Below are 25,195 nucleotides of genomic sequence, written 5' to 3' on the forward strand. Positions count from 1 at the left end.
GTGGCCGAGTGTTCGCGATTGTTCGTCAAACTCCGCCACTCAATTCGTGTCGAGCCGCTTTATCGCCGCGGCTGAAACCCCGAAGATTGCCAGCAAGGCCGGTGCAGTGCACCACGCACGACCGGTACCCAACCATCGAAGTCTTCCGACTGAGGAATGAAATCATGAGCAAGCTGGCAGGCAAGGTCGCGATCGTCACGGGCGCATCGAAGGGCATTGGCGCGGCCATCGCGAAGGCACTGGCCCACGAAGGTGCGTCGGTCGTCGTCAACTACGCGAGCAGCAAGGCGGGCGCGGACGCGGTCGTCGGCGCGATCACCGAAGCGGGCGGCCGCGCGGTCGCCGTCGGCGGCGACGTGTCGAAGGCCGCCGATGCGCAACGCATCGTCGATACCGCGATCGAAACGTATGGCCGTCTCGACGTGCTGGTCAACAACTCCGGCGTCTACGAATTCGCGCCGATCGAAGCGATCACCGAAGAACACTACCGCCGGCAGTTCGACACGAACGTGTTCGGCGTGCTGCTGACCACGCAGGCGGCCGTCAAGCATCTCGGCGAAGGCGCGAGCATCATCAACATCAGCTCGGTCGTGACCAGCATCACGCCGCCGGCGAGCGCCGTGTACAGCGGCACGAAGGGTGCGGTCGACGCGATCACCGGCGTGCTCGCGCTCGAGCTCGGCCCGCGCAAGATCCGCGTGAACGCGATCAACCCGGGGATGGTCGTGACCGAGGGCACGCACACGGCCGGCATCATCGGTTCGGACCTCGAAGCGCAGGTGCTCGGCCAGACGCCGCTCGGCCGGCTCGGCGAGCCGAACGACATCGCGTCGGTCGCCGTGTTCCTCGCATCGGACGATGCGCGCTGGATGACCGGCGAGCACCTCGTCGTGAGCGGCGGGTTGAACTGATCGCGCGAGCCGGCGCGCGCCGCTACGCGCTCATCGCGAGCGCGTTCGCGCCGACGTGCCAGCACAGGCTTTCGACGGCGAGCGCGTGATCGCGCTCGTCGTCGAGCCCCGCGATCGCCATCGCGCCGACGATCGCACCGCCGGCGAGCCGCAGCGGCACGCCGCCGCCGTCGAGCGCATAGTCGGCGTCCGGCAATCCCCGCGACTGCAACGACCAGCCGGCGCGGCGAAAGCGTGCGCCGACCTCGAGCGAGCTTGCGCCGAAGCGCAATACCGTGTTCTGCCTGCGGCGGATCGCGTCGCTGTCGTGCGCGCGGCTGCCGTCGAGCGCACAGTAGAACAGCGGCGCCGCTTCGCCGACGATGCCGACCGCGATCGGCAGCCCGCGCCGCGCCGCGAGATTGACCGCGATGTCGCCGAGCCGGCGCGCGACGTCCGCATCGAAGTGCGGCAGCGTCGGAACCGACGCAGTTTCGCCGAAGGGTGCGAAGCGCGGGAAGGTCGTCGTCATGGCTGCTCCGTGTCGTCGCAAGTGCGGTTCATGTGAGCGTCGGGCGCCGACGTCCGAGCGCTCGTCGCATCAACGCATCAACGCTTCGGCGCCGCATCGAGCATCCATTCGTGCGCCGGATCGTTCTTGAACGCCCACGCGCGGCTCGGCCCCGCCATCACGTTCAGGTAGTACAGGTTGTAGCCGTGCGGCGCGACCACGGGGTGATAACCGCGCGGCACCATCACGACGTCGTGGTTTTCGACCACGCATGCTTCGTCGAGGCTGCGATCGTCCGTGTACACGCGCTGGAACGCGAAGCCCTGCGGCGGGTCGATCCGGTGGTAATAGGTTTCCTCGAGCGACGTTTCGTCGGGCGCCGCGTCGCGGTCGTGCTTGTGCGGCGGATAGCTGCTCGAATGGCTCGCCGGCGTGATCACCTCGACGACCAGCAGCCGGTCCGCGGCCGGGTTGTCGCCCATCAGGATGTCGCACACGTAGCGCGTGTTCGTGCCTTGCCCGCGCACCGCGCGGCGCATCCGTTCTCCGTCGAGGCGCTGCACGCGCTTGCTGCCGCTCACGTACGGCGCGGTGCACAGCGCGACCTCCGCGTCGCGGGTCGCGGCCAGCGTGACGGTCTTGCCGCCCGGCACGTACAGCGCATCCGGCGACACGTCCTCGAACACGCTGTCGCGCTTGCCGAGCGCATCGTAGGTTTCGCCGTCGACTTCGGCGCGCACGGTGCCCGTCAGCACGACCACACACAGTTCGCGCGCACCCGTATCGACCGTTTCGGTATCGCCGGCCTTCAGGCGCAGCGCACGAAAGCCGACGTGCTTCCAGCCGGCCGACTCCGGTGTGACGTTGCAGATTTCGCGCTGCGGCGACGCCTTGACCAGCAGGGGAGAAATCGTCATGGAATGAGTCTCCTCGATGAGATGACGGCGCTCAAGTACTCAGGTACTCAGGCGCTCAACCGGTCGACGATCGCGCGCAGCGAGTCGTACCCCTTCTTCGCATACTGATAGCTCGGCGCGACGGCCGGATCCTGCTCGGCCTCGACGACGAGCCAGCCTTCGTAGCCGGCATCCTTCAGCGTGCGCAGCGTCGCCTCGTAATCGAGCGCGCCGTCGCCGGGCACCGTGAAGGTGCCGTTGATCACGCCGTTCAGGAAGCTCCAGCCGCCGTTGCGCGCCTGCGTGACGACCTGCGGACGCACGTCCTTGCAATGCACGTGCACGACACGCGCGACATGCTTCTTCAACAGCGCGACCGGATCGGCCGCGCCGCCGAAATACGCATGACCGGTGTCGAACAGCAGGAACACCTTCGCGGGATCGGTCAGCGCCATCAGCCGGTCGACGTCGGCCGGCGATTCGACGTATGCGCCCATGTGGTGATGGTAGGCGAGCTTGATCCCGTACGTGTCGAGCAGGTGCGCGCCGAATGCGTCGAGGCGCGCCGCATAGCGCTGCCACGACGCGTCGTCGACGAAGCGCGGCCGCTTCGCGACCGGCGTGTCGATGCTGCCCTGGATCGTGCCTGCGCATTCGCCGTAGACGACCACCTTCACGTCGTTGTACTGCAGCTTCGTCATGTGCGCACGGCAGCGCTCGATCTCGGCGGCGACCGCATCGGCGTCGCTCATGCCCGGCGCGACTTCCGCGAGGAATCCCGAATACCAGCCGGACACGCACACGAGTCCGAACTCGGCGAGCTTCGCCTTCAGCTCGGGGCCGGTCTTCGGAAACTTGTTGCCGAGCTCGAAGCCCGCATAGCCGATTTCGGCGCCTTCCTTCAGCGCCGTCTCGAGCGGCGTCTCGCCGCCGAGCGACGGCAGGTCGTCGTTCATCCACGACAGGGGATTGATACCGATGCGAACGTTCCAGCTCATGACGTGCGTCCTTGGGTCGAATGTTGTTTTACCGGTGCGGCGGATGGATAAGGCATGCGTATCAGCGCCGCTGCCGGGTTTTTTCGTCGAGGTATGCGTGGTGCGCGCGTTCGACGTCAGCACGTTCGGACACCTGCGGCACCGCGACTTCCCACCACGCGCCGCCGTCCTCCGTCGTGCGCTCGTGCGTGGTGTCGATCACGAGTACCTGGCTCGTCGCCGCCGCGCGCGCGCGCTTCATCTCATGGCGCAGCTCTGCCACGTCGCGCACGTGCACGGCTTCGGCGCCCATCGACCGCGCATGCATCGCGAAGTCGATCGTCGAGCGTTCGCCGCCTTCGGGCACGCAGTCGTCCAGCATGTTGTTGAAGCTCGCGCCGCCGCAGTTCAGCTGCAGCCGCTCGATGCAGCCGTAGCCGCGGTTGTCGAGGATCACGACGATGATCTTGCGGCCGAGCATCACGGACGTCGCGAGCTCCGCGTTGAGCATCATGTACGAGCCGTCGCCGACGATCACGATCACTTCGCGCTCGGGCCGCGCGAGCTTCGCGCCGAGGCCGCCCGCGATCTCGTAACCCATGCACGAATACGCGTAGTCCATGTGATAGTTGCCCGGCACGCCGCTGCGCCACAGCTTGTGCAGCTCGGCCGGCAGCGTGCCGGCCGCGCACACGACGAGATCGTCGCGCGCGCTGTCGCGCCCCGCGTCGGCCGCGGAGTCGCGCACCGCGCCGATCACTTCCGCGTCGTACGGCAGCGTGTCGTTCGGCACGCGCGTGGTCAGCTGGGTCACGCGCGCGTGCCACGCGGCGGCCTGGTCGCGGTTCGCGGCCGTCCACCCCGCATCGGCCTGCCAGCCCGCGAGCGCGGCCGACAGCTGGCCGAGGCCCGTGCGCGCGTCGGCGATCAGTTGCCGGCCGCGCTTCTTGCCCGCATCGAACGGCTGCACGTTCAGGCTCAGCAGCGTCGCGTTGCCGAACAGCGCATGCGAGCCGGTCGTGAAGTCCTGCAGCCGCGTGCCGACCGCGAACACCACGTCGGCCTGCGCGGCCGCGCGGTTCGCGGCGGGCGAGCCCGTCACGCCGATCGAGCCGAGATTCAGCGGGTGGTCCCACGCGAGGCTGCCCTTGCCGGCCTGCGATTCGGCGACCGGCACGCCATGCGTGTCCGCGAACGTGCGCAGCGCGTCCCACGCCTGGCTGTACAGCACGCCGCCGCCGGCGACGATCAGCGGCTTTTTCGCGGCCTTCAGCACGTCGAGCGCATCGGCGAGCTCGAGCGCGTCGGCCGGCGGCCGGCGCATCCGGATCACCGGCGGCGCGAAGAAATCCTCGGGCCAGTCGTACGCGAACGTCTGCACGTCCTGCGGCAGCGCGAGACACACGGGCCCGCATTGCGCCGGATCGGTCATCACCTGGATCGCGCGCGGCAGCGCGACGAGCAGTTGCTCGGGCGTCGTGATCCGGTCGAAGTAGCGCGTGACCGGGCGGAAGCAGTCGTTCGCGCTGACGTCGCCCTGTTCGAAATCCTCGACCTGCTGCAGCACCGGGTCGGGCAGCCGCGACACGAACACGTCGCCGGGCAGCAGCAACAGCGGCAGCCGGCCGACGTGCGCGAGCGCGGCGGAGGTCAGCATGTTGGTCGCGCCGGGGCCGATGCTCGACGTCGCGGCCATCATCCGCTGGCGGAAATTCGCCTTCGCGAACGCGATGGCCGCGTTCGCCATCCCTTGCTCGTTGTGCGCGCGGAACGTCGGCAGCCGGTCCTTCTCCGCGTGCAGCGCTTCGCCGAGGCCGGCCACGTTGCCGTGCCCGAAGATCGCGAACACGCCGCCGCAGTACGGCAGGATTTCGGTGCGGCCGTCCGGCTGGACGACTTCGGCGCGCAGGGCGGCCAGGTAGCGCACGAGCGCCTGGCTGACGGTCAGTCTCACGGTGGTGGTCATCGTCTGTCGATCAGGAAGAGTCGGGGGGGCATCGTGGGTGTCGGGCACGCGCATCGGCGATCGTCGCGCATCGGCATCAAGCCGCGGCTGCGGCGGCGCGCGCGGCGCCACGCCGGCCGAGCCACGCATCGACGAGCTGCGCGAAGTTGCCGGCGACTTCGTCGATCAGCGCCTGATCGTCGATCCCGCCGGCGAGCCACTTCAGCGACGCGTCGGCCCACAGCGTGCGCCCGACCATGAAGCCCTTGACGATCGGGTTCGTCGCCGAGCGGAAGCTGTCGACGAGATACTGCAGCGGCTGGTTCAGCCCGAGGATCACGGCGCCGCGGCAGTGCGGATCGCGCTCGGCGACGAGCGTGTCGAGTCGCGCCCAGCCGTCGGCGCTCATCGGCGCGAGCTTCCACCATTCGGGCATCACGCCGAGGTTGTAGAAGCGCGCGACCGTGCGCAGCACTGCGTCGTCCTCGGTGCCGGCCGGCGTGACCGCGCGCGGCGGGATGATTTCGAGCAGCAGCTCGTTGCCGCTCGCACGCGTGGCCTCCCACAGCTCCAGCACCCGCTGCTCCTGCGCGACGCGCAGGTCGACGTCGTCGTCCGGGTGGTAATGCACGAGGCACTTCACGACCTGCTCGGTCGGCCAGTGCGTGAGCGACGAGCCGACCGAGCGCGTGTCGTCGAAGCACAGCGGGCGCGAGCCCGGCAGCTCGACCGGGCGGCCGACCCACCAGCCGCGGCCGGTGGCCGACGCGAGCGCGTCGCGGCCGTACGCGCCGCCATCGATCAGCACGCCGACGTGGCCTTCGATATGGCGATCGCGTTCGACCTGTTCGGCCGCGCGCACGAGCAGCCGCTTGAGCGTCTTGATCCGCGCTTCGTCCGCGCCGGCCTGCACCGCGAGTTCGTAAAACTGGCTGCGATGATCGAACGCCATCACGCACAGATCGTCCCATTGGCGGCGCGGCACCGTCACGCGATGCAGATGCGCGAGCGTGCGGTCGGCATCGACCTGCGGATTGCGGCTGCCGCCGAACCAGTGCGCGAGCTCGGCCGGCGTCGGCATCGCGGCCGAGCACGCGTGGCGCGACACGACGATCGCGCCGCACGCGTTCGCGATGCGCGTCGCCTCCGCCCAGTCGCGTCCGCGCAGCAGCCCGGACAACAACCCCGACAGGAACGCGTCGCCCGCGCCGAGCACGTTCAGCACCTCGACGCGTTCGCCGTGGAAGGTCGGCGCATCGTCGATGCGCGCGGGGATGTCGCGTTCGATCACGCAGCAGCCCAGCGCGCCGCGCTTGACCACCAGCACCGCGCTGCTCGCGCGGCGCACCGCCTGAAGCGATGCGATCAGGTCGTGCGGCACGCCGCCCGCGATCAGGAATTCCTCCTCGGTGCCGACCAGCAGGTCGAACTCGCCGAGCACCTGCTGCAGCTGACGCGTGACGTGCGCGTCCGGCACGTAGCGGTTTTCCCCGGCGCCGCGCGCGGTCAGGCCCCACAGCACCGGCCGGTAGTCGATGTCGAGAATCCGCACGACGCCGTGGCGGCGCGCGTAGCCGAGCGCGGTCAGCGACGCTTCGCGCGTGCCTGGCGTCGACAGGTGCGTGCCGGTGATCGCGAGCGCGCGGCAGCCGGCGATGAAGTCCTCGCTGATTTCGTCGGCGCGCACGGCCATGTCCGCACAGTTCTCGCGCACGAACAGCAGCGGGAACGTGTCGCGATCCTTCAGCCCGAGCAGCACGAGCGCGGTCTGGCGTTCCGGGTCGGTCTGCAGCTGGCTCGTGTCGCAGCCTTCGCGCTCGAGCGTCTCGCGCACGAAGCGGCCCATCTGCTCGTCGCCGACGCGCGAGATCATCGCGGTCTTCAGCCCGAGCCGGGCGACGCCGAACGCGACATTGCCCGACGAGCCGCCGAGATACATCTGGAAGCTGCGTGCGTCCTCCAGGCGGCTGCCGTACTGCTGCGCGTAGAGGTCCACGGCGACGCGGCCGAGGCACGCGAGATCGATGGGGCGGTCAGTCGGAAAGTTCAACGGGCTCATATCACGTATCACGCTCGCGGCCGGCGCTCGGCGCTGCCGGCAGATTGGGGACCGATCCGGCAACGATGCTCCGTCACCTGCGCGGCACGACGCGCAAGCGCGTGCCGTAACGAATCGGGCTACGGAACGCAGTCTAGGCGTTTTGGAAATCCAGTTCCCTAGGTGAAATCACGTAGAAATAAATTTCCAAATTTTCGAGCAAGTGATCTACAGTTTCATCCGGATGCTTCAGTCCCGATCGGACCAGGTCGGACTCGGCGCCGGCGGCGCGCAAAAGCGCCGTTTTCCGCCCCCCGGAGATGAGGAGACAGAGTGATCATGAAGACCAAGCTGATGGCCGCCGCGGCCGCCGCGATCCTGGCCATGCCGCTCGCGCATGCCGAGAAGATCGGCGTGACGATGGCATCGTTCGACGACACGTTCCTGACGATCCTGCGCAACAGCATCGCCGATTCCGCGAAGAAGGACGGCGCGACCGTGCAGATCGAGGACGGCGGCAACGACGTCGGCAAGCAGTTGAGCCAGGTCCAGAACATGATCGCGCAGAAGGTCGACGCGATCATCGTGAATCCGGTCGATACCGACGCGACGCCGAAGATCACGAAGATGGTGACCGCAGCGAAGATTCCGCTCGTCTACGTGAACCGCAAGCCGGTCGACTTCGACAAGCTGCCGGCCGGCGTCGCGGTGGTCGCGTCCGACGAGAAGCAGTCGGGCACGCTGCAGACGCGCCAGGTGTGCAAGCTGCTCGGCGGCAAGGGCGACGTCCTCGTGCTGATGGGCGAGCTGTCGAACGAGTCGGCACGCACGCGGACGAAGGACATCGAGGACGTGATCGCGACGAAGGACTGCGCCGGCATGAAGATCGTCGACAAGCGCGAAGGCAAGTGGAGCCGCACGCAAGGCCAGGACATCACGATGAACTGGCTGAGCTCCGGCACGAAGTTCGACGCGATCATCTCGAACAACGACGAGATGGCGATCGGCGCGATCAACGCGCTGAAGGCCGCGCGCAAGCTGACGCCGAAGACGATCGTCGCGGGCATCGACGCGACGCCGGACGGGCTCGCGGCGATGAAGAGCGGCGACCTGAAGGTATCCGTCTATCAGAACGCGACCGGGCAGGGCGCGCAGGCCGTCGCGACCGCGCTGAAGCTCGCGAAGAAGCAGCCGGTCGAGCGCTTCGTGAACGTGCCGTTCGAGCTCGTCACGCCGGAGAACATGAACCAGTACGCGAAGCACTGACCGGTTTTTCCGCTGAACTGCGCGGGCCCGGCGCGGCCGGGCTCGCGTGAGACTTTCGAGGAACGTCCATGTTTACAGCCAGGATGGCGCGCTCGATGGCCAGCGAAAGCGCGCCGGCCGCTTCATCCACCGCGCCCGGTTCGTCCGGCGCGCCCGTGGCCGATTGCGTGCTCGAAGTGCGCGGCGTCGGCAAATCGTTTCCCGGCGTCGTCGCGCTCGACGGCGTGCAGTTTCGCGTGCGCCGCGGCACCGTGCATGCGCTGATGGGCGAGAACGGCGCCGGCAAGTCGACGCTGATGAAGATCATCGCCGGCGTCTACACGCCGGACCAGGGCGAGATCCTGATCAACGGCGAGCCGGTCGTGCTGAGCGGCCCGCTCGACGCGCTCGATCGCGGGATCGCGATGATCCACCAGGAACTCAACCTGATGCCGTACATGACGGTCGCGGAGAACATCTGGATCCGCCGCGAGCCGAAGAACCGCTTCGGCCTGATCGACCACGCGGAGCTGCGCCGCCGCACGGCCGCGCTGTTCGAGCGGCTGTCGATCGACATCGATCCGGAAGCCGACGTGCGCACGCTGACGGTCGCGAGCCGCCAGATGGTCGAGATCGCGAAGGCCGTGTCGTTCGACTCCGACGTGCTGATCATGGACGAGCCGACTTCCGCGCTGACCGAGAAGGAGGTCACGCATCTGTTCCGGATCATTCGCCAGCTGCGCGAGCAGGGCAAGGGCATCGTCTACATCACGCACAAGATGAACGAGCTGTTCGAGATCGCCGACGAGTTCTCGGTGTTCCGCGACGGCAAGTACATCGGCACGCATGCGTCGACCGACGTCACGCGCGACGACATCATCCGGATGATGGTCGGCCGCGAGATCACGCAGATGTTTCCGAAGGAAGAGGTGCCGATCGGCGACGTCGTGCTCGCCGTGAAGAACCTGAGCGTCGACGGCGTGTTCCGCGACGTCAGTTTCGAGCTGCGCGCGGGCGAGATCCTCGGCGTCGCGGGCCTCGTCGGTTCGGGGCGCTCGAACGTCGCGGAGGCGCTGTTCGGCGTCGTGCCGGCCACGTCGGGCGAGATCCTGATCGACGGCAAGCCGGTGCGTATTTCGACGCCCGCGCAGGCGATGAAGCACGGGATGGCGTTCCTCACCGAAGACCGCAAGGACAGCGGCTGCTTCCTGAATCTCGACCTGCTCGCGAACATGGAAGCGGCGGTGCTCAGCAACCGCTACGTGAAGTTCAATTTCGTGCGGCAGGCGCAATTGAAACGCGACTGCGAGGAAATGAGCCGGATGCTGCGCGTGAAGGCGCCCGGCCTGCACGAGGAAATCCAGAACCTGTCGGGCGGCAACCAGCAGAAGGTGCTGATCGGCCGATGGTTGCTCACGCAACCGCGCATCCTGATCCTCGACGAGCCGACGCGCGGCATCGACGTCGGCGCGAAGGCCGAGATTCACCGGCTCGTCAGCGCGCTCGCCGGCAAGGGCGTCGCGGTGCTGATGATCTCGTCGGAGATGCCGGAGGTGCTCGGCATGAGCGATCGCGTGATGGTGATGCACGAAGGCCGGATGACCGGCATCGTCGAACGCAAGGACGCCGACCAGGTCCGCATCATGGACCTGGCCTCGCGCTGAGCCGCAACAAGCATGGAGACAACTGAAATGGGCAACCTGAATCCGGTCGCGGACGCGCAGTCCATGACGATCAAGACGCGGCATGCGAAGTGGCCGCCGGAACTGAGCATCTTTCTCGTGCTGGTCGGCATCAGCCTGTTCTTCGAGGTGATCGGCTGGCTCGTCGTCGGCCAGAGCTTCCTGTTCAACGCGGAGCGGCTCGAGATCATCGTGCTGCAGATGGCCGTGATCGGCATCATCGCGGTCGGCGTGAACCTCGTGATCATCACGAGCGGCATCGATCTGTCGTCGGGGTCGGTCGTGGCCGCGGCGGCCGTCGTGTCGGCCAGTCTCGCGCAGGTGTCCGACTTTCCGCGCGCGGTGTTTCCGCATCTGACCGACCTGCCGGTGATCTGGCCGGTGCTCGCCGGCGTGTGCGTCGGGCTGCTGGTCGGCCTCTTGAACGGCTCGCTGATCGCGCTGACCGGCATCCCGCCGTTCATCGCGACGCTCGGCACGATGGTCGCCGCGCGCGGCTTCGCGAAGTGGTTCACCAACGGGATGCCGGTGTCGATGCTGACCGACCAGTTCGCGGCGATCGGCGCGGGCGCGAACCCGGTGATCATCTTCGTCGTGGTGGCCGCGATCTTCCACGTCGTGCTGCGCTACACGCGCTTCGGCAAGTACACGTATGCGATCGGCGCGAACCGTCATGCGGCCGTCGTGTCGGGCATCAACGTGACCCGTCACCTCGTGTTCGTCTATGCGATCGCGGGCCTCCTGAGCGGGATCGCCGGCACCGTGACGGCCGCGCGCGCGATCTCCGGCCAGTCTGGCATGGGCGTGATGTACGAGCTCGACGCGATCGCCGCGGTCGTGATCGGCGGCACGTCGCTGTCGGGCGGCCTCGGGCGCGTGACGGGCACCGTGATCGGCGTGCTGATCCTCGGCGTGATGACGTCGGGCTTCACGTTCATCCGGATCGACGCGTACTACCAGGAGATGGTCAAGGGCGCCATCATCGTCGCGGCCGTGATCGCCGACCAGTATCGCAACAAGAAGTCGCGCCGCTGATTCGCCGCGGCCGGACACGCAACCTTACGGGAAGAAGATGAAGATCGCTCTGGATCCCTACATGATTCGCCACCTGCCGCTCGACCGGCTGCCGCACGCGGTCGCCGAGCTCGGGTACGACCAGATCGAGCTGTCGCCGCGCAGCGACTTTCTCGACTGGTGGGTGATGCCGCGCGCGACGCGCGAGCGCATGGCCGCGTTCCGGCAAGCGATGCGCGCAAGCGGCGTGAGCCTCGCGTCGCTGCAGCCGATGTACCGCTGGGCCAGCCCGTTCGACGACGAGCGGCAATGGGCCGTGCGCTGCTGGAAGAAGGCGATCGAGGTCGCGCTCGAGATGGAATGCCCGCTGATGGTGTCCGAATTCGGGCGCGGCGCGTCGCCGGAGCGCTCGGTCGGCGAGCGGCCGGGCGCGAATCCGAAGGAGCTGTGCGAAGCTGCATGGTTCCGATCGATGGACGAGCTGTTGCCGATCCTCGAGCGCGAACGCATCGTGCTGTCGGTCGAGCCGCATCCGGAGGACTGGATCGAACAGTTGCAGCCGGCGATCGACATCGTCACGAACATCGGCTCGCCGTCGCTGAAGCTGTCGTACATCGCGCCGCATACGTTCTATTACGGCGACGACATGGCCGCGATGATCGCGGCCGCCGCGCCGATTCTCGCGCACGTGCGCGTGGCCGACACGTTCGATCACCGCAAGAGCAGCCAGCTGCGCTACATCGTGAACCCGCCGGGCTCGAACCAGATTCGCGTGCATCAGCATCTCGACATCGGGCAGGGCGAGATCGACTGGGACGTGTTTTTCGGCGCGCTTGGCAACGTGGGTTTCGACGGCGTGATGTCGTCGTGCGTATTCGCGTGGGAGGACCGCGCGGAAGCGTCGTCGCGCTACATGCGCGACACGATCCAGCGCTACGTCGAGCGCCATTTCGAGCGGGCGGCCGCGCGCTGACCCGCTGTTGACCTTTCGCTGACCGGCGCGGCACGGGCCGCGCCGCTGATGAACGAACGACTGGAGATATCCGGATGACCTTGCAAATCGGCGTGATCGGCTGCGGCGCGATCGGCCAGGACCATATCCGCAGGCTCACGCGCACGCTGTCCGGCGCGCGCGTGGTGGCCGTCAACGACATCGATCCGCAGCAGGCGCGCGACGCGGTGACGAAGTACGGGCTCGACGCGGAAATCTACGGCGACGGCCGCGAAGTGGTCGCGGCCGCCGACGTGCAGGCCGTGCTCGTCACGTCGTGGGGGCCGACGCACGAAGCGTTCGTGCTCGACGCGATCGCGCACGGCAAGCCGGTGTTCTGCGAGAAGCCGCTCGCGGTGACGGCCGACGGCTGCATGCGCATCGTCGAGGCCGAGGTCGCGCACGGCAAGCGGCTCGTGCAGGTCGGCTTCATGCGTCCGTACGACGAAGGCTATCGCGCGCTGAAGCGCGTGATCGACAGCGGCGAAATCGGTGCGCCCCTGATGCTGCATTGCGCGCACCGCAACCAGTCGGTCGGCGAGCGCTACACCACGGACATGGCGATCACCGACACGCTGATCCACGAGCTCGACGTGCTGCGCTGGCTGCTCGGCGACGACTACACGAGCGCGCAGGTCGTCTACCCGAAGAAGACGCGCCATGCGAGCGCGCATCTCGCCGATCCGCAGATCGTGCTGCTCGAAACCGCGAACGGCGTGCGCATCGACGTCGAGATCTTCGTGAACTGCCAGTACGGGTACGACATCCAGTGCGAGGTGGTCGGCGAGAACGGCATCGCGAAGCTGCCCGATCCGCCCGCGGTCGGGCTCAAGCACGCGGCGCGCAAGTCGGTCGAGATCATGACCGACTGGAAGGAGCGCTTCATCGCGTCGTACGACGTCGAGCTGCAGGCGTTCATCGACGGCGTGCGGCAGGGCGCGCTGACCGGCCCGTCCGCGTGGGACGGCTATGCGGCGGCCGTCGCGGCCGACGCGTGCGTGCGCGCGCAGCGCAGCGGCGCGGTCGAGCCGATCGCGATGGCCGAGCGGCCGGCGTTCTATCGCGGCTGAGCAGGCTGAACACGCTGGCATCGGGCCGCGCGCCGACGCTGCCACGCTCGCGGCCGCGCGCCGCTTTCCTGATGGACTGACCGACATGACGATGAAGATTGGCTGCGCGCCTTGCTGCTGGGGCGTGGACGACGTGAAGAACCCGCACCTGCCGCCGTGGCGGCACGTGCTCGCCGAAGCCGCACAGGCCGGCTATTCGGGTATCGAGCTCGGCCCGTACGGCTACATCCCGCTCGAGCTCGACGTGGTGAGCGCGGAGCTCGAGCGGCAGCGCTTGAGCATCACCGCGGGCACGATCTTCGACGATCTCGTATCGCCGGAGAACCTGCCGAACCTGCTGCGCCAGACGCGCGAGATCTGCGCGCTGATCACGCGCCTGCCGAAGCTGGCGACGCAGCCGGGCCAGCGCCATGCGGCGCCGTACCTGGTCGTGATGGACTGGGGGCACGACGAACGCGACTACGCGGCCGGCCACGCCGATCGTGCGCCGCGGCTGTCCGCCGAGCGCTGGGCCCGCATGGTCGATCACATTCGCGAAATCGCGACGCTCGCGCGCGACGAATTCGGCGTGCGTGCGGTGATCCATCCGCATGCGGGCGGCTACATCGAGTTCGCGGACGAGATCGATCGGATCGTCGCCGATATCGCGGCCGAGACGGCGGGCCTCTGTCTCGACACCGGCCACCTGTACTACTCGGGGATGGATCCCGAGACATGGCTGCGCCGTCACGCGGCGCGGCTCGACTACGTGCATTTCAAGGATATCGACGCGGCCGTGTACGACGCGGTGATGGGCGAGCACATCGCGTTCTTCGCGGCGTGCGCGCGCGGCGTGATGTGCCCGATCGGCACCGGCGTGCTCGACTACCGCGCGATCCGCCGCGCGCTCGACGACATCGGCTATGCGGGCTACATCACGATCGAACAGGAGCGCGATCCGCGCAATGCCGGCACGAGCCTGCGCGACGTCGCGGCGAGCCGCGCGTTTCTCGCGTCGGCCGGGTTCGCGTGATCGGCCGTCTGCCGGACCTGTGCACACAGACTGAATGAACACCTGAACACCTGAACACGAACAGGAACACGACAATCATGATCGACGGACAGATTCTGCTCGGACATTCCATTCGCTGGGGCATGGTCGGCGGCGGCCTCGGCAGCCAGATCGGCTACAGCCACCGGTCGGCCGCATTGCGCGACGGCAGCTTCCAGCTCGTGGCCGGCGCGTTCGACATCGATGCCGAACGCGGCCGGCAGTTCGGCGTGAGGCTCGGCGTCGCCGCGGACCGCTGCTACCCCGACTACCGGACGATGTTCGACGCCGAGGCGAAGCGCGCGGACGGCATCCGCGCGGTGTCGATCGCGACGCCGAACAACACGCACTTCGAAATCTGCCGCGCGGCGCTGAACGCGGGCCTGCACGTGATATGCGAGAAGCCGCTGTGCTTCACGACCGAGGAGGCCGAGGCGCTGCAGCGGCTGTCGATCGAGAAGAACCGCGTCGTCGGCGTCGCGTACGGCTATTCCGGACACCAGATGATCGAGCAGGCGCGCGAAATGATCGCGCGCGGCGATCTCGGCGAAATCCGCATCGTGCAGATGCAATTCGCGCACGGCTTTCACAGCGACGGCGTCGAAGCCGCGAGCGCGGCCGCGCGCTGGCGCGTCGACCCGAAGTTCGCGGGGCCGAGCTACGTGCTCGGCGACATCGGCACGCACCCGCTGTACATCTCCGAAGTGATGGCGCCGGAACTGAAGATCAAGCGGCTGATGTGCTCGCGGCAGAGCTTCGTGAAGAGCCGCGCGCCGCTCGAGGACAACGCGTTCACGATCATGGAATACGACACGGGCGCGATCGGCTACGTGTGGTCGAGCGCGGTGAACGCGGGCTCGATGCACGGGCAGAAGGTGCGCGTGATCGGGTCGAAGGCGAGCGTCGAATGGTGGGACGAACATCCGAACCAGTTGCGCTACGAGATCCAGGGGCAGCCCGCGCAGGTGCTCGATCGCGGGATGCCGTACCTGCATCCGAACGCGACGCGCGAAGACCGCATCGGCGCCGGGCATCCGGAAGGGCTGTTCGAAGCATGGTCGAACCTGTATGCGCGCTTCGCGCTCGCGATGGACGCGGCCGATCGCGGCGACGCGCAGGCGTTGAAGCACATTCGCTTTCCGGACGTCCATGCGGGCGTCGACGGTGTGCGGTGGGTCGAGAATTGCGTGCGGTCCGCCGATGCGGGCGGCGTGTGGGTCGACTATCGTTGAGCCGGCCGCGGCCGATGCGCGGCGTCGGCCGCGGCCAACAGCGGCTGCCTGCGGCCATCGGCGTTGCCGTGCGCATCGGCGTCATCGGCGTCGGTAGACGCCCTAATCTTTACGGCCCGGCGACGGCGTCGGAAAATCGTTGCCATTCCGGCCGTGGAGCGTGTGCAGGTGAGGGTCGAGCGCGTGGGAGCGAGCGTGCGGTGCGGGCCGTGCCGCAAACGTGATTAAATTCGCCCTTCATGCATGTCCATAGGTGAGTCCCGGGCGCACGCGCAGGCGGCGCGCGCATCGGGGCCGACAACTTCGCGCTATCCGATGAGTTCATCCGAGAAACCACCCGCCACCGTCGAGGCGTTCCTGCAGCATCTGACGCAGGAGTACGACGGCCTCAGCAATCGCCTGAAGGTGATTGCGCGTCACGTGGAAACGCATCGGGACCAGCTGGGCCTGGAAGGCATCCAGTCGCTCGCGGAAGCGTGCGGCGTGCAGCCGTCGGCCGTCGTCCGGTTCGCGAAGCATTTCGGTTTTTCGGGCTTCTCCGAGATGCAGCGGCTGTTTCGCGAAGGGCTGGCGCAGCAGATCGCGCCCGGCCGCGCGTACAACCTGCGCGTGCGCGACGTGATCGAATCGGGCGAGTCGAGCCTGCAGCCCGAGCAGATCGCCGACGAATTCATCAAGGGCAGCATTGCGGGCATGCAGCAGCTGCGGCAGACGCTCGACCCCGACGCGCTCGCGCGGGCCGTCGACCTGCTCGCCGACACGCAGGCGATCTGGATCGCCGGCTCGCGCCGCGCGTTTCCGATCGCCGTGTATCTCGACTATGCGCTGCAGCACACCGACAAGCGCATCGGCCTGTTCAGCGCGTTGGGCAGCATGCATCTGGGGCAGATCCGCTCGGTGCGCAAGGGCGACGTGATGATCGTGATCTCGTTCATGCCGTACGCGGAAGAAACGGTGCAGGTCGCACAGCAGGCCGCGCAGCGCGGCGCGCGCCTGATCGCGATCACCGACAGCCGGATGAGCCCGCTCGCTCGGGAGGCCGAGGTGACGCTGATGGTGCAGGACAGCGCGACGTTCGGGTTCCGCGCGCTGACCGCGACGATGGGCCTCGCGCAGAGCCTGTTCGTGGCGCTCGCGTACCGGCTCGAGCTGTCCTACCGGCCGACCGCCGACGGCGCACACGGCACGAAGGCCGGCTGACGCCCGCGTTCGATTCGACGGCCGCCCGCGCATTCCGTCGGCGGGCGGCGCGTCGCCGCGGCTTACTTCGCGGTCGGCATCGCGAATTCGGCGCCCTTGCCGATGCTCGACGACCAGCGCTGCATCACCGACTTCTGCCGCGTATAGAAGCGCACGCCTTCCTCGCCGTACGCGTGCATGTCGCCGAACAGGCTCTTCTTCCAGCCGCCGAAGCCGTGCCACGCCATCGGCACCGGAATCGGCACGTTGATGCCGACCATCCCGACCTGGATGCGCCGCGCGAATTCGCGCGCGATCCCGCCGTCGCTCGTGAAGCATGAAACGCCGTTGCCGAACTCGTGCGCATTGATCAGGTCGACCGCTTCGCCGAAGTCCTTCACGCGCACGCAGCCGAGCACCGGCCCGAAGATCTCTTCCTTGTAGATGCGCATGTCGGGCGTCACGTGGTCGAACAGCGTGCCGCCGGTGAAGAAGCCCGCCTCGCGGCCCGGCACGCGCAGCCCGCGGCCGTCGACCACCAGTTGCGCGCCTTCGCCGACGCCTTGCTCGATATAGCCTTCGATGCGCTTGAGCGCATCGCCGGTGACGATCGGCCCCATCTCGACTTCCGGCGACATCCCGTCGCCGATCACCAGTTTGCGCGCGCGCTCGGCGATCGCCGGCACGATCTTGTCGGCCACGTCGCCGACCAGCACCGCGATGCTGATCGCCATGCAGCGCTCGCCGGCCGAGCCGTATGCGGCGCCGATCAGCGCGTCGACGGCCTGCTCGATGTTCGCGTCCGGCATCACGACCAGGTGATTCTTCGCGCCGCCGAGCGCCTGCACGCGCTTGCCCGACTGCACTGCACGCTGTTGCACGTACGCCGCGATCGGCGTCGAGCCGACGAAGCTGACGGCCTGCACGTCCGGGTGATCGAGCAGCGCGTCGACCGCGCCCTTGTCGCCCTGCACGACGTTGAACACGCCGGCGGGGAGGCCTGCCTGCGTGAGCAGGTCGGCGATGAACAGCGCGGCCGACGGGTCGCGCTCGCTCGGCTTCAGCACGAACGTGTTGCCCGTCGCGAGCGCGACCGGGAACATCCAGCACGGCACCATGCACGGGAAGTTGAACGGCGTGATGCCCGCGACGACGCCGAGCGGCTGGCGCATCGTCCAGTTGTCGATCCCGGTGCTGACCTGGTCGGTGAAGTCGCCCTTCAGCAGTTGCGGCACGCCGCATGCGAATTCGATGATGTCGATGCCGCGCGCGACCTCGCCCTGCGCATCCGAGAACACCTTGCCGTGCTCGGCCGTGATGATTGCCGCGAGCGTGTCGCGGTGTTCGTTCATCAGCTGCAGGAAACGGTGCAGCACGCGTGCGCGGCGGATCGGCGGCGTGTCGGCCCACGCCGGGAACGCCGCACGGGCGGACGCGACGGCGCGCTGCACTTCGTCGTCGCCGGCGAGCGCGACGCGGCGCACTGCGCGGCCGAGCGCCGGGTTGAAGACGTCCTGGAAGCGGCCGCTGCGGCCGGCGACGGGCGCGCCGTCGATGTAGTGGCCGACGTCGGCGTCGGACGTATAGGCGGGAACCGTGGTCATGCGTGTCTCCTGGGGACGGGAATGGGGGTGGACGGAACCTAGTCTAGGCAAAGCGGCGGGGCGGGAGAAGGCCGCGCAGCTTGATTCACTGTTCAGAATTCTGAATAATCGATGAATGAATCAGCAAAATGTCCAGGCGCTTTGGCCGCATATCCACTCGCTGACGGTGCTCGCCGCGGCCGGCAGCTTCACGGCCGCCGCGCAGCGGCTCGGCATCAGCAAGGCCGCGATGAGCCAGCGCATCGCCGATCTCGAGAAGGCGGCCGGCGTACCGCTCGTGCGGCGCACGACGCGCAGCGTGCGGCTCACCGACGCGGGCCAGACGCTGGTCGACAGTACGCGCGACGCGTTCGAGTCGATCGGCCAGCACTTCGCGCGCGTGAAGGACCTGGCCGGCGAGCCGCGCGGGTTGCTGCGCGTGACCGCGCCGGTTGCGCTCGGGCGCCAGCAGATCGTGCCGCACCTGCCGGAGTTCCTGCGGCAGCATCCGGGCGTGCAGATCGAGCTCGACTTGTCCGATCGGCTGCATTCGCTGACGCAGGAGGGCTTCGACCTCGCGATCCGTCACACGACCACCGCGCCGCAGACCCACGTCGCGTGGAAACTGTGCGATACGCGCTCGCTGCTGGTCGCGAGCCGCGACTACCTCGACGCGCGCGGCGCGCCGCGCCATCCGAGCGAACTCGTCGACCACAGCTGCCTGTGCTACCTGCGCGACAACGAGCCGGCCGCCTGGAGCTTCGAGCCGGACGGCCGGCGGCGCCAGCGCGTGAGCGTGCCGGTGCGCGGCAGCTTCGCGGCGAACAACAGCGAGGCGATGCGCGAGGCTGCGCTCGGCGGGCTCGGCATCGCGCTGCTGCCGGATTTCAGCGCGCGGCGCGATCTCGACGCCGGCCGGCTCGTCGCGCTGCTCGACGGCTGGCGGCCGTCGGGCGCGTTCGGCGACCACATCTTCGCGATTCGGCCGTACAGCCCCGTCGTGCCGAGCGCGGTGCGCGCGCTCGTGCGGCATCTGCGCGAGCGGCTCGCGGGCGGTTTCTCGGGCTCGTGACGCGTGCACGAAGGCGCGTGACGGGGGGGCGAGTACCCGCCTGCCGCGCCGCGCGGCGCGGCCGTCGGCAGCGCGGGCAGCCGCGGCTGCGCTGCGGTAAAATCGCCGCTTCCTCCCGCGCCTGTGTGGCGCGTCATTCGAAGGTCGACAGCCGATGCAGATTCACAAGGAAGTGGACGCGCGCGGGCTCAACTGCCCGTTGCCGATCCTGCGCGCGAAGAAAGCGCTCGCCGATATGGAAAGCGGGCAGATCCTCAAGGTGCTCGCGACCGACCCGGGCTCGCAACGCGATTTCGCCGCGTTCGCGAAGCAGACGGGCAACGAGATCGTCGAAGTGACGACGCAGGACAAGACATTCGTGTTCCTGATGCGCCGCCGCTGACGGCCCGCATCACGCGCCTCTCGCGGCACGCCGCCGGGCAGGGTCCGATGCAGTCGGGCCGCGCCACCCGGCGCTCCGCGCCTCTGACAATTCTTAAACCTCGTCTCGCGACCGGCTGCGTATACTGGCCCGGCCGGTCGTCCGTCTCGGATGGATGCATCGGCCACGGTACGCCATGAGGCGGGCACGGGGGCCATGCCCGAAGCTACCGTCGTACAAACGGGGAGAGGACATGCCCTTCAGACCAGGGACCATTCGAAGTCCGTCCGCGGCGGAAAGCATCGCGGCCGCACGTACGGCCGGGTTGAGCCGGATCGAGCTCGATCCGCAACAGGATCGCCACGCGCGTGCCGCGCTGGAGGCGTATGCCGATTCGGCGGCGGCCGAGATGCCGTGGCTCGCCGAGTCGCTCGACGAGCGCCTGCGCGACGCCGCGCGGAACGACGGCGCGGGCCTCACGTATTGCGGCGCGACGATCGGGCGGGTGTTCGATCTGGCGCACGCGTGGGCGGCCAGCCAGCCCGATTATGCGGCGACGGCGTGGGAGCGCGTGCGTCGTGACCTGGGGCGGATGCTGGCGCAGCCCATGCTCGGGCAACCCATGCCGGAGCAGCCGACGCGACGGCAGGCCGAAGCGTCGCCGGCGGACCGGCTGCGCGTACCGCCCGGCGACCATGCGGAGCCGCTGGCCCGCATCACGGACGCCGATTAAGCGCGAGATCGCGCGACGGGAAGGATTATTCGAACAAAGGACCGTAGTCCGCGCAATTTCTCGGCGAATTTCATACTACTATGATGAAATCGCCGGTTCGTCCGTGCCCCGTTTTTGAGATATTTGCCGGGGCGTCGCGCCGCGCAGGTCGCGCGGGCGGCAAATGGCGGCTCGCCGGCCGGTGTCGGGAGCCGCGCAGGCGCATTGCGCATGGCGGCTGAGCGCGGGTAGCTGAACTGGACGAACCGATTTCGATTTGCGGGGTGCTATGAGAATTGCTGTACTGGATGACGATCCGGCCCAGACGGATTTCGTCAGTCAAACACTGACGGCCGCCGGCCACACGTGCTATGCGTTCAAGGAAGGCAAGGCCCTGAAGAAGCGTCTGCAACGCGAGACGTTCGATCTGCTCGTGCTCGACTGGAACGTGCCGGACATGTCAGGCGAGGAAGTGCTCAAGTGGGTGCGTGCGAACCAGACCGAGCACAGCCTGCCGATCATCTTCATGACGAGCCGCGACGACGAGGCGGGGATCACGCAGATCCTCAACGCCGGCGCCGACGATTACGTGGTCAAGCCCGTTTCGGGCCCGATCCTGCGCGCGCGCATCGGCTCGCTGCTGCGCCGCGCGTATCCGATCAACGTCGAGGCAACCGTTCGCGAGTTCGACCAGTTCCGCTTCGACGTGAACCTGAAGCAGGCGTATGTCGGCGACAAGGCCGTGAGCCTCACGCAGAAGGAGTTCGAGCTCGCGCTGCTGCTGTTCCAGCATCTCGACCGGCCGCTGTCGCGCGCGCACATTCTCGATCTCGTGTGGAAGCAGGCGACCGACATTCCGTCGCGCACGATGGACACACACATCTCGATGCTGCGCACGAAGCTCGGCCTGCGGCCGGAAAACGGCTATCGCCTCGCGCCGATCTACGGTTACGGCTACCGGCTCGAGCGGGTCGGTCACGGAGAACCGGAGTGAGGGCGCGTGTCACGCCGCGCATCGCGCGTTTGCGCACGGCCGCACTCGGCGCGGGTTGCGCGCTCGCGTTCGCGTTCGCGGCGCAGCAGGCGGCTGCGCAGCCGCCGGCCGCCCAGGGCAAGACGATCGTGTACCGCACGCACGCCGGCGACACGCTGTACGACGTCGCCGCGCGCTATCTGCAGGGGCCGGACGACTGGCAACTGCTGCAGCAACTCAACGGCGTGCCTGCGCCGAAGCGCCTGCAGCCCGGCATCGCGCTGAAGCTGCCGGTCGCGCGGCTGCGCAAGGAAAAGCTGACCGCGCGCGTCGTCGCGGTGCAGGGCTCGGCCGAGCGCGCGTCCGGCGATGCATACGTGCCGCTCGCGGACGATGCGACGCTCAACGAGGGCGATCGCGTGCGCACCGGCGCGAACGGCTTCGTGACGCTCGAACTGGCCGACGGCACGCATATGAGCCTGCCGCCCGACACCCAGCTGAACCTGAAGACGCTGCGCCGCACCGTGCTGACCGGCACGCTCGACCGCGAGTTCGAGCTCACGCGCGGCTCGGTCGACAGCGACGTCACGCACCTGAAGAAGCGCGACGACCGCTTCCAGATCCGCTCGCCGTCGGTCGTGGCCGGCGTGCGCGGCACGCGGTTCCGCGTGAACTACGACGCGGCCGGCAACGCGGTGACGCGCGTCGAAGTGCTCGATGGCACCGTCGGTGTCGCGGGAAAGCGGCGACCGGCCGATCCGACGCTCGTGCATGCGAGCTTCGGCAGCGTCGCGACATCGTCCGGCGCGGTCGGCGCGCCCGTGCAACTGCTGCCCGCGCCGGCGCTCGCGCATCCGGACAAGGTGCAGGACGAGCCCGACGTCGCGTTCGACATCGCGCCGCTTCCCGATGCGCGCGCGTACCGGCTGCAGCTCGCGCGCGACGCGGGACTGCTGGACCTGTTCCGCGAAACGCGTACCGATTCATTGCGCGCGGTGTTCCGCGACGTGCCGAACGGCACGTATTTCGTGCGGGTCGCCGCGATCGACGCGAACGGCCTCGAAGGCCTGCCGCGCACCTATGCGTTCGAGCGGCGCCAGATGGGGCTCGACGCGACCGCATCGCCGGGCGCGGGCGGCTACGAGTTCCGCTGGTCGCCGAACGGCGCCGGCAAGGATGCGCGCTACCGGTTCGTGCTGTCGCGTTCGAAGGATCTCGGCGCACCCGTCGTCGACCAGGTCGGCCTGCAGGCGCGCAAGATCACCGTCGCGCACCTGCCGCCCGGCGACTACTACTGGGCGGTGACGGTCGAGGAATTCGAAGGCGGCAAGTTCTATCAGAAGACGAGTCCGGTCAGCGCGTTCACGTTGTCGCGCTGACCCGCGGCGCATGAAACCCGACTCCGTTTCCCCGCGGCGGCGCCTCGGCCGCCGCTTCCTCATCGAATGGATCGCGATCGGCTGCCTCGGGATCGCGGTGATCCTCGCGTGCGCGCTCGGCCGGCTGTCGTCGAGCGTCGACGGGCTGATCTACGATCGGCTGCTGATGCTGCGCAGCCTGCCGCTGTCGCCCGACGTCGTCGTCGTCGACATCGACAACCACAGCGTGTCGGCGCTCGGCCGCTGGCCGTGGCCGCGCAGCGTGCATGCGCGGCTGCTCGACACGCTCGCGCGCGCGCAGCCTACTGCCGTCGTCTACGACGTGCTGTTTACCGAGCAGTCGCCCGAGGATCGCGCATTCGCCGACGCGATGGCCCGTGTGCCGACGTTCCTGCCCGTGCTGCTCAGCCCGGAGCAGGCGGACGGCACGCGGACCGTCGATCCGCCGGTGGCCGAACTCGCGGCGCGCGCGACGGGGCTCGGTCACATCAACCTCGAAGTCGATCCCGACGGCATCGTGCGCAGCGTCGCGCTGTTCGAAAGCGACGGGCGCGTGCGCTGGCCGCAGCTGATGGTGCCGGTCTACCGTGCGATCCGGGCAGGCCGCCTGCATCCGGCCGGCGGCACGCCCGGCGCCGAGGCGCACGACCTGTCGCGCGACGCGGCGGGCGAGGGCCGCTATCTGATTCCGTTCAGCCGCAACACCCCCGCGTATCCGACGCTGTCGTTCGACGACGTGCTCGAAGGGCGCGTGAAACCGGACGCGCTGCGCGGCAAGATCGTCGTCGTCGGCGTGACCGCGTCGGGCCTGTACGACCGGTTCGCGACGCCGGTGTCGGGCGAGTTCGGCCCGCTCGCCGGCGTGTACATTCACGCGAACGTGCTCGACATGCTGACGACCGGCAGTGCGATCCTGCCCATGTCGCGCGCGGGGCTGTTCGCCGCGTCGCTGTTGCCGCTCGCGGTGCTGCTCGGCGGTTTCCTGATGCTGTCGCCGTGGCGTGCGCTGCTGCTGACGCTGAGCCTCGCCGCGCTGGCGGTCGTCGCGAGCGTCGCGCTGCTGTTCGAGGCGCGCGTGTGGCTGTCGCCCGCGCCGGCGATCTTCGGGCTGATCGCCGTGTACCCGATCTGGAACTGGCGGCGCCTCGAGATGACGATGTCGTACCTGCGCCGCGAGCTGCAACGCCTCGCGGACGAACCGCACCTGCTGCCCGAGGCGCCGCGCACGCGCAGCGTCGGCGGCGACGTGCTCGAGCGCCAGATGGCGCTGATGGCGCAGGCCGCGCAGCGCGTGCAGGACATGAAGCGCTTCGTGTGGGACAGCCTCGACAGCATGCCGGAGCCGATCTTCGTCACCGACCTGGCCGGCACCGTGCTGATCGCGAACCACGCGGCGAAGCGCTACGGGTCGCGGCTCGCGCTGCCGCTGCCGGAAGGGCGGCCGCTGCGCGCCGCGCTCGGCGAGCTGACCTTCATGAAGACCGTCGACGGCAATGCCGAGCACGACGTCGCGATCCGCGAACACTGGCCGGCCGCGCTGGATCCGACGCTCGGCGCCGAACACGATGCGATGGCGCGCGGGATCGAGGTGCGCGACCGCGACGGGCTCGACCATCTGTTACGCTACGCGCCGTGTACGAACGCGCAGGGCCGCATAACCGGCTGGATTGCGGGCCTCGTCGACGTGACCGAGCTGCATGCGGCCGAGCGCCAGCGCGAGGAAGCGCTGCACCTGCTGTCGCACGACATGCGCTCGCCGCAGTCGTCGATTCTCGCGCTCGTCGAGATCGAGCGCGATCGCGTCGAATCCGACGCGATGCGCGGGCTGCTCGCGCGGATCGAGCGCTATGCGCACCGCGCGCTGTCGCTCGCCGACGAGTTCGTCCAGTTGGCGCGCGCGGAGTCGCAGGCGTACCAGCTCGAACCGACGAGCCTCGTCGACGTGCTGATCGACGCGAGCGACGAAGTCTGGCCGCAGGCGCAGGCCAAGCGCATCCGCATCGATACCGACGTCGGTACCGGCATGGGCTGGACGCGCGCCGACCGCTCGCTGATTACGCGCGCGTTCGTCAACCTGCTGAACAACGCGGTCAAATACAGTCCGTCGGACACGGTGATCACGTGTACGCTGACGGTCGAGCATGCATCGAAACGGATGTTCTGCACGGTCCGCGATCAGGGCTACGGGATCGCGCCGGAAGATCAGCGGCATCTGTTCGAACGTTTCAAGCGGTTCCATGCCGGCGAGCGGCCCGAGATCTCGGGCTCCGGGCTCGGCATGGCATTCGTGAAGACGGTCGTCACGCGCCACGGCGGCAGCGTGACGGTCGACAGCGAAGTCGGTGTCGGCACCGCGGTGACGGTGTCGCTGCCGGCGATCGACGAGCCGTCCGCCTGACAGGGCCGGGCACGACG

General features: G+C 68.5%; 21 protein-coding genes. 15 read left to right on the top strand and 6 right to left on the bottom strand.

All coding sequences use genetic code 11. The features are described from left to right. The first annotated feature begins 164 nt into the window (after nucleotides 1–164). A complete protein-coding gene (locus tag BSE24067_RS19225) occupies nucleotides 165–911 on the top strand; it encodes a glucose 1-dehydrogenase (protein WP_151064043.1) in 747 nt (248 codons plus the stop codon). A gap of 22 nt (nucleotides 912–933) precedes the next feature. On the opposite strand, the gene BSE24067_RS19230 is transcribed toward BSE24067_RS19225, so the two are convergent. From BSE24067_RS19230 to BSE24067_RS19250, 5 genes are all read right to left on the bottom strand, one after another. Continuing rightward, nucleotides 934–1,422 carry a heme-degrading domain-containing protein gene (locus tag BSE24067_RS19230; protein WP_151064044.1) on the bottom strand — a complete coding sequence of 163 codons (489 nt, stop codon included), beginning with the start codon at nucleotides 1,420–1,422 and terminating at the stop codon, nucleotides 934–936. Between the two features lie 77 nt (nucleotides 1,423–1,499). Continuing rightward, nucleotides 1,500–2,318, bottom strand: a complete 819-nt coding sequence (gene iolB, locus BSE24067_RS19235; RefSeq protein ID WP_151064045.1) for a 5-deoxy-glucuronate isomerase — start codon at nucleotides 2,316–2,318, stop codon at nucleotides 1,500–1,502. A 47-nt stretch (nucleotides 2,319–2,365) separates the two neighbouring features. After that, nucleotides 2,366–3,295 (bottom strand): myo-inosose-2 dehydratase, encoded by a 930-nt coding sequence (gene iolE, locus BSE24067_RS19240; protein WP_151064046.1) that lies wholly within the window; start codon nucleotides 3,293–3,295, stop codon nucleotides 2,366–2,368. Between the two features lie 61 nt (nucleotides 3,296–3,356). After that, nucleotides 3,357–5,240, bottom strand: coding sequence for a 3D-(3,5/4)-trihydroxycyclohexane-1,2-dione acylhydrolase (decyclizing) (gene iolD / locus BSE24067_RS19245; RefSeq protein WP_151064047.1), 1,884 nt, complete (start codon nucleotides 5,238–5,240; stop codon nucleotides 3,357–3,359). A 76-nt stretch (nucleotides 5,241–5,316) separates the two neighbouring features. Then, nucleotides 5,317–7,278, bottom strand: coding sequence for a bifunctional 5-dehydro-2-deoxygluconokinase/5-dehydro-2-deoxyphosphogluconate aldolase (locus BSE24067_RS19250; RefSeq protein WP_151064048.1), 1,962 nt, complete (start codon nucleotides 7,276–7,278; stop codon nucleotides 5,317–5,319). 318 nt (nucleotides 7,279–7,596) lie between these two features. On the opposite strand from BSE24067_RS19250, the gene BSE24067_RS19255 reads away from it, so the two are divergent. From BSE24067_RS19255 to BSE24067_RS19290, 8 genes are all read left to right on the top strand, one after another. Next, the gene (locus BSE24067_RS19255) at nucleotides 7,597–8,523 is read left to right on the top strand and encodes a sugar ABC transporter substrate-binding protein (RefSeq protein ID WP_151064049.1); all 927 of its coding nucleotides are present in this window, start codon (nucleotides 7,597–7,599) and stop codon (nucleotides 8,521–8,523) included. Nucleotides 8,524–8,591: 68 nt separating this feature from the next. Beyond that, nucleotides 8,592–10,166, top strand: a complete 1,575-nt coding sequence (locus tag BSE24067_RS19260; RefSeq protein ID WP_151064050.1) for a sugar ABC transporter ATP-binding protein — start codon at nucleotides 8,592–8,594, stop codon at nucleotides 10,164–10,166. Between the two features lie 27 nt (nucleotides 10,167–10,193). Beyond that, the gene (locus BSE24067_RS19265; RefSeq protein ID WP_040143986.1) at nucleotides 10,194–11,219 is read left to right on the top strand and encodes an ABC transporter permease; all 1,026 of its coding nucleotides are present in this window, start codon (nucleotides 10,194–10,196) and stop codon (nucleotides 11,217–11,219) included. 37 nt (nucleotides 11,220–11,256) lie between these two features. Further along, nucleotides 11,257–12,171 (top strand): sugar phosphate isomerase/epimerase family protein, encoded by a 915-nt coding sequence (locus BSE24067_RS19270; RefSeq protein ID WP_151064051.1) that lies wholly within the window; start codon nucleotides 11,257–11,259, stop codon nucleotides 12,169–12,171. A gap of 74 nt (nucleotides 12,172–12,245) precedes the next feature. Then, nucleotides 12,246–13,259 carry a bifunctional inositol 2-dehydrogenase/D-chiro-inositol 1-dehydrogenase gene (gene iolG, locus BSE24067_RS19275; protein WP_151064052.1) on the top strand — a complete coding sequence of 338 codons (1,014 nt, stop codon included), beginning with the start codon at nucleotides 12,246–12,248 and terminating at the stop codon, nucleotides 13,257–13,259. 85 nt (nucleotides 13,260–13,344) lie between these two features. Further along, entirely contained in the window at nucleotides 13,345–14,271 is a 927-nt protein-coding gene (locus BSE24067_RS19280) for a TIM barrel protein (RefSeq protein ID WP_151064053.1), read from the top strand. Between the two features lie 77 nt (nucleotides 14,272–14,348). Next, entirely contained in the window at nucleotides 14,349–15,521 is a 1,173-nt protein-coding gene (locus BSE24067_RS19285; protein ID WP_151064054.1) for a Gfo/Idh/MocA family protein, read from the top strand. 315 nt (nucleotides 15,522–15,836) lie between these two features. Further along, nucleotides 15,837–16,721: a MurR/RpiR family transcriptional regulator gene (locus BSE24067_RS19290; RefSeq protein WP_151064055.1), complete on the top strand. Its 885-nt coding sequence runs from the start codon at nucleotides 15,837–15,839 to the stop codon at nucleotides 16,719–16,721. A gap of 62 nt (nucleotides 16,722–16,783) precedes the next feature. On the opposite strand, the gene BSE24067_RS19295 is transcribed toward BSE24067_RS19290, so the two are convergent. Then, nucleotides 16,784–18,304 (bottom strand): CoA-acylating methylmalonate-semialdehyde dehydrogenase, encoded by a 1,521-nt coding sequence (locus BSE24067_RS19295; protein WP_151064056.1) that lies wholly within the window; start codon nucleotides 18,302–18,304, stop codon nucleotides 16,784–16,786. 115 nt (nucleotides 18,305–18,419) lie between these two features. On the opposite strand from BSE24067_RS19295, the gene BSE24067_RS19300 reads away from it, so the two are divergent. The 6 genes from BSE24067_RS19300 (at nucleotide 18,420) to BSE24067_RS19325 (ending at nucleotide 25,178) form a co-directional block, all read left to right on the top strand. After that, a complete protein-coding gene (locus tag BSE24067_RS19300; protein WP_151064057.1) occupies nucleotides 18,420–19,355 on the top strand; it encodes a LysR family transcriptional regulator in 936 nt (311 codons plus the stop codon). 154 nt (nucleotides 19,356–19,509) lie between these two features. Continuing rightward, nucleotides 19,510–19,737 carry a sulfurtransferase TusA family protein gene (locus BSE24067_RS19305; protein ID WP_006753156.1) on the top strand — a complete coding sequence of 76 codons (228 nt, stop codon included), beginning with the start codon at nucleotides 19,510–19,512 and terminating at the stop codon, nucleotides 19,735–19,737. 232 nt (nucleotides 19,738–19,969) lie between these two features. Next, nucleotides 19,970–20,449 carry a peptidase gene (locus BSE24067_RS19310; protein WP_151064058.1) on the top strand — a complete coding sequence of 160 codons (480 nt, stop codon included), beginning with the start codon at nucleotides 19,970–19,972 and terminating at the stop codon, nucleotides 20,447–20,449. Between the two features lie 268 nt (nucleotides 20,450–20,717). Next, nucleotides 20,718–21,422 (top strand): response regulator transcription factor, encoded by a 705-nt coding sequence (locus tag BSE24067_RS19315; protein ID WP_151064060.1) that lies wholly within the window; start codon nucleotides 20,718–20,720, stop codon nucleotides 21,420–21,422. Continuing rightward, nucleotides 21,419–22,780, top strand: coding sequence for a FecR family protein (locus BSE24067_RS19320; protein WP_151064061.1), 1,362 nt, complete (start codon nucleotides 21,419–21,421; stop codon nucleotides 22,778–22,780). Before BSE24067_RS19315 ends, BSE24067_RS19320 begins: the two co-directional genes overlap by 4 nt. A gap of 10 nt (nucleotides 22,781–22,790) precedes the next feature. Beyond that, complete coding sequence (locus tag BSE24067_RS19325; protein WP_151064062.1) at nucleotides 22,791–25,178, top strand: CHASE2 domain-containing protein; 2,388 nt, start codon at nucleotides 22,791–22,793, stop codon at nucleotides 25,176–25,178. Nucleotides 25,179–25,195 lie beyond the last annotated feature (17 nt).

It is taken from the genome of Burkholderia latens, assembly GCF_902499045.1.
Classification (GTDB): domain Bacteria; phylum Pseudomonadota; class Gammaproteobacteria; order Burkholderiales; family Burkholderiaceae; genus Burkholderia; species Burkholderia latens.

Bases quoted from the DNA above. Each gene is read 5' to 3' on its own strand.
- BSE24067_RS19260 (WP_151064050.1), top strand. From the start codon at position 8,592: ATGTTTACAGCCAGGATGGCGCGCTCGATGGCCAGCGAAAGCGCGCCG.
- BSE24067_RS19270 (WP_151064051.1), top strand. From the start codon at position 11,257: ATGAAGATCGCTCTGGATCCCTACATGATTCGCCACCTGCCGCTCGAC.
- BSE24067_RS19285 (WP_151064054.1), top strand. From the start codon at position 14,349: ATGATCGACGGACAGATTCTGCTCGGACATTCCATTCGCTGGGGCATG.
- BSE24067_RS19250 (WP_151064048.1), bottom strand. From the start codon at position 7,278: ATGAGCCCGTTGAACTTTCCGACTGACCGCCCCATCGATCTCGCGTGC.
- BSE24067_RS19255 (WP_151064049.1), top strand. From the start codon at position 7,597: ATGAAGACCAAGCTGATGGCCGCCGCGGCCGCCGCGATCCTGGCCATG.
- iolE (WP_151064046.1), bottom strand. From the start codon at position 3,295: ATGAGCTGGAACGTTCGCATCGGTATCAATCCCCTGTCGTGGATGAAC.
- BSE24067_RS19230 (WP_151064044.1), bottom strand. From the start codon at position 1,422: ATGACGACGACCTTCCCGCGCTTCGCACCCTTCGGCGAAACTGCGTCG.
- BSE24067_RS19325 (WP_151064062.1), top strand. From the start codon at position 22,791: ATGAAACCCGACTCCGTTTCCCCGCGGCGGCGCCTCGGCCGCCGCTTC.
- iolG (WP_151064052.1), top strand. From the start codon at position 12,246: ATGACCTTGCAAATCGGCGTGATCGGCTGCGGCGCGATCGGCCAGGAC.
- BSE24067_RS19300 (WP_151064057.1), top strand. From the start codon at position 18,420: ATGAATCAGCAAAATGTCCAGGCGCTTTGGCCGCATATCCACTCGCTG.
- BSE24067_RS19280 (WP_151064053.1), top strand. From the start codon at position 13,345: ATGACGATGAAGATTGGCTGCGCGCCTTGCTGCTGGGGCGTGGACGAC.
- BSE24067_RS19290 (WP_151064055.1), top strand. From the start codon at position 15,837: ATGAGTTCATCCGAGAAACCACCCGCCACCGTCGAGGCGTTCCTGCAG.
- BSE24067_RS19305 (WP_006753156.1), top strand. From the start codon at position 19,510: ATGCAGATTCACAAGGAAGTGGACGCGCGCGGGCTCAACTGCCCGTTG.
- BSE24067_RS19295 (WP_151064056.1), bottom strand. From the start codon at position 18,304: ATGACCACGGTTCCCGCCTATACGTCCGACGCCGACGTCGGCCACTAC.
- BSE24067_RS19225 (WP_151064043.1), top strand. From the start codon at position 165: ATGAGCAAGCTGGCAGGCAAGGTCGCGATCGTCACGGGCGCATCGAAG.
- BSE24067_RS19265 (WP_040143986.1), top strand. From the start codon at position 10,194: ATGGGCAACCTGAATCCGGTCGCGGACGCGCAGTCCATGACGATCAAG.
- iolB (WP_151064045.1), bottom strand. From the start codon at position 2,318: ATGACGATTTCTCCCCTGCTGGTCAAGGCGTCGCCGCAGCGCGAAATC.
- BSE24067_RS19315 (WP_151064060.1), top strand. From the start codon at position 20,718: ATGAGAATTGCTGTACTGGATGACGATCCGGCCCAGACGGATTTCGTC.
- iolD (WP_151064047.1), bottom strand. From the start codon at position 5,240: ATGACCACCACCGTGAGACTGACCGTCAGCCAGGCGCTCGTGCGCTAC.
- BSE24067_RS19310 (WP_151064058.1), top strand. From the start codon at position 19,970: ATGCCCTTCAGACCAGGGACCATTCGAAGTCCGTCCGCGGCGGAAAGC.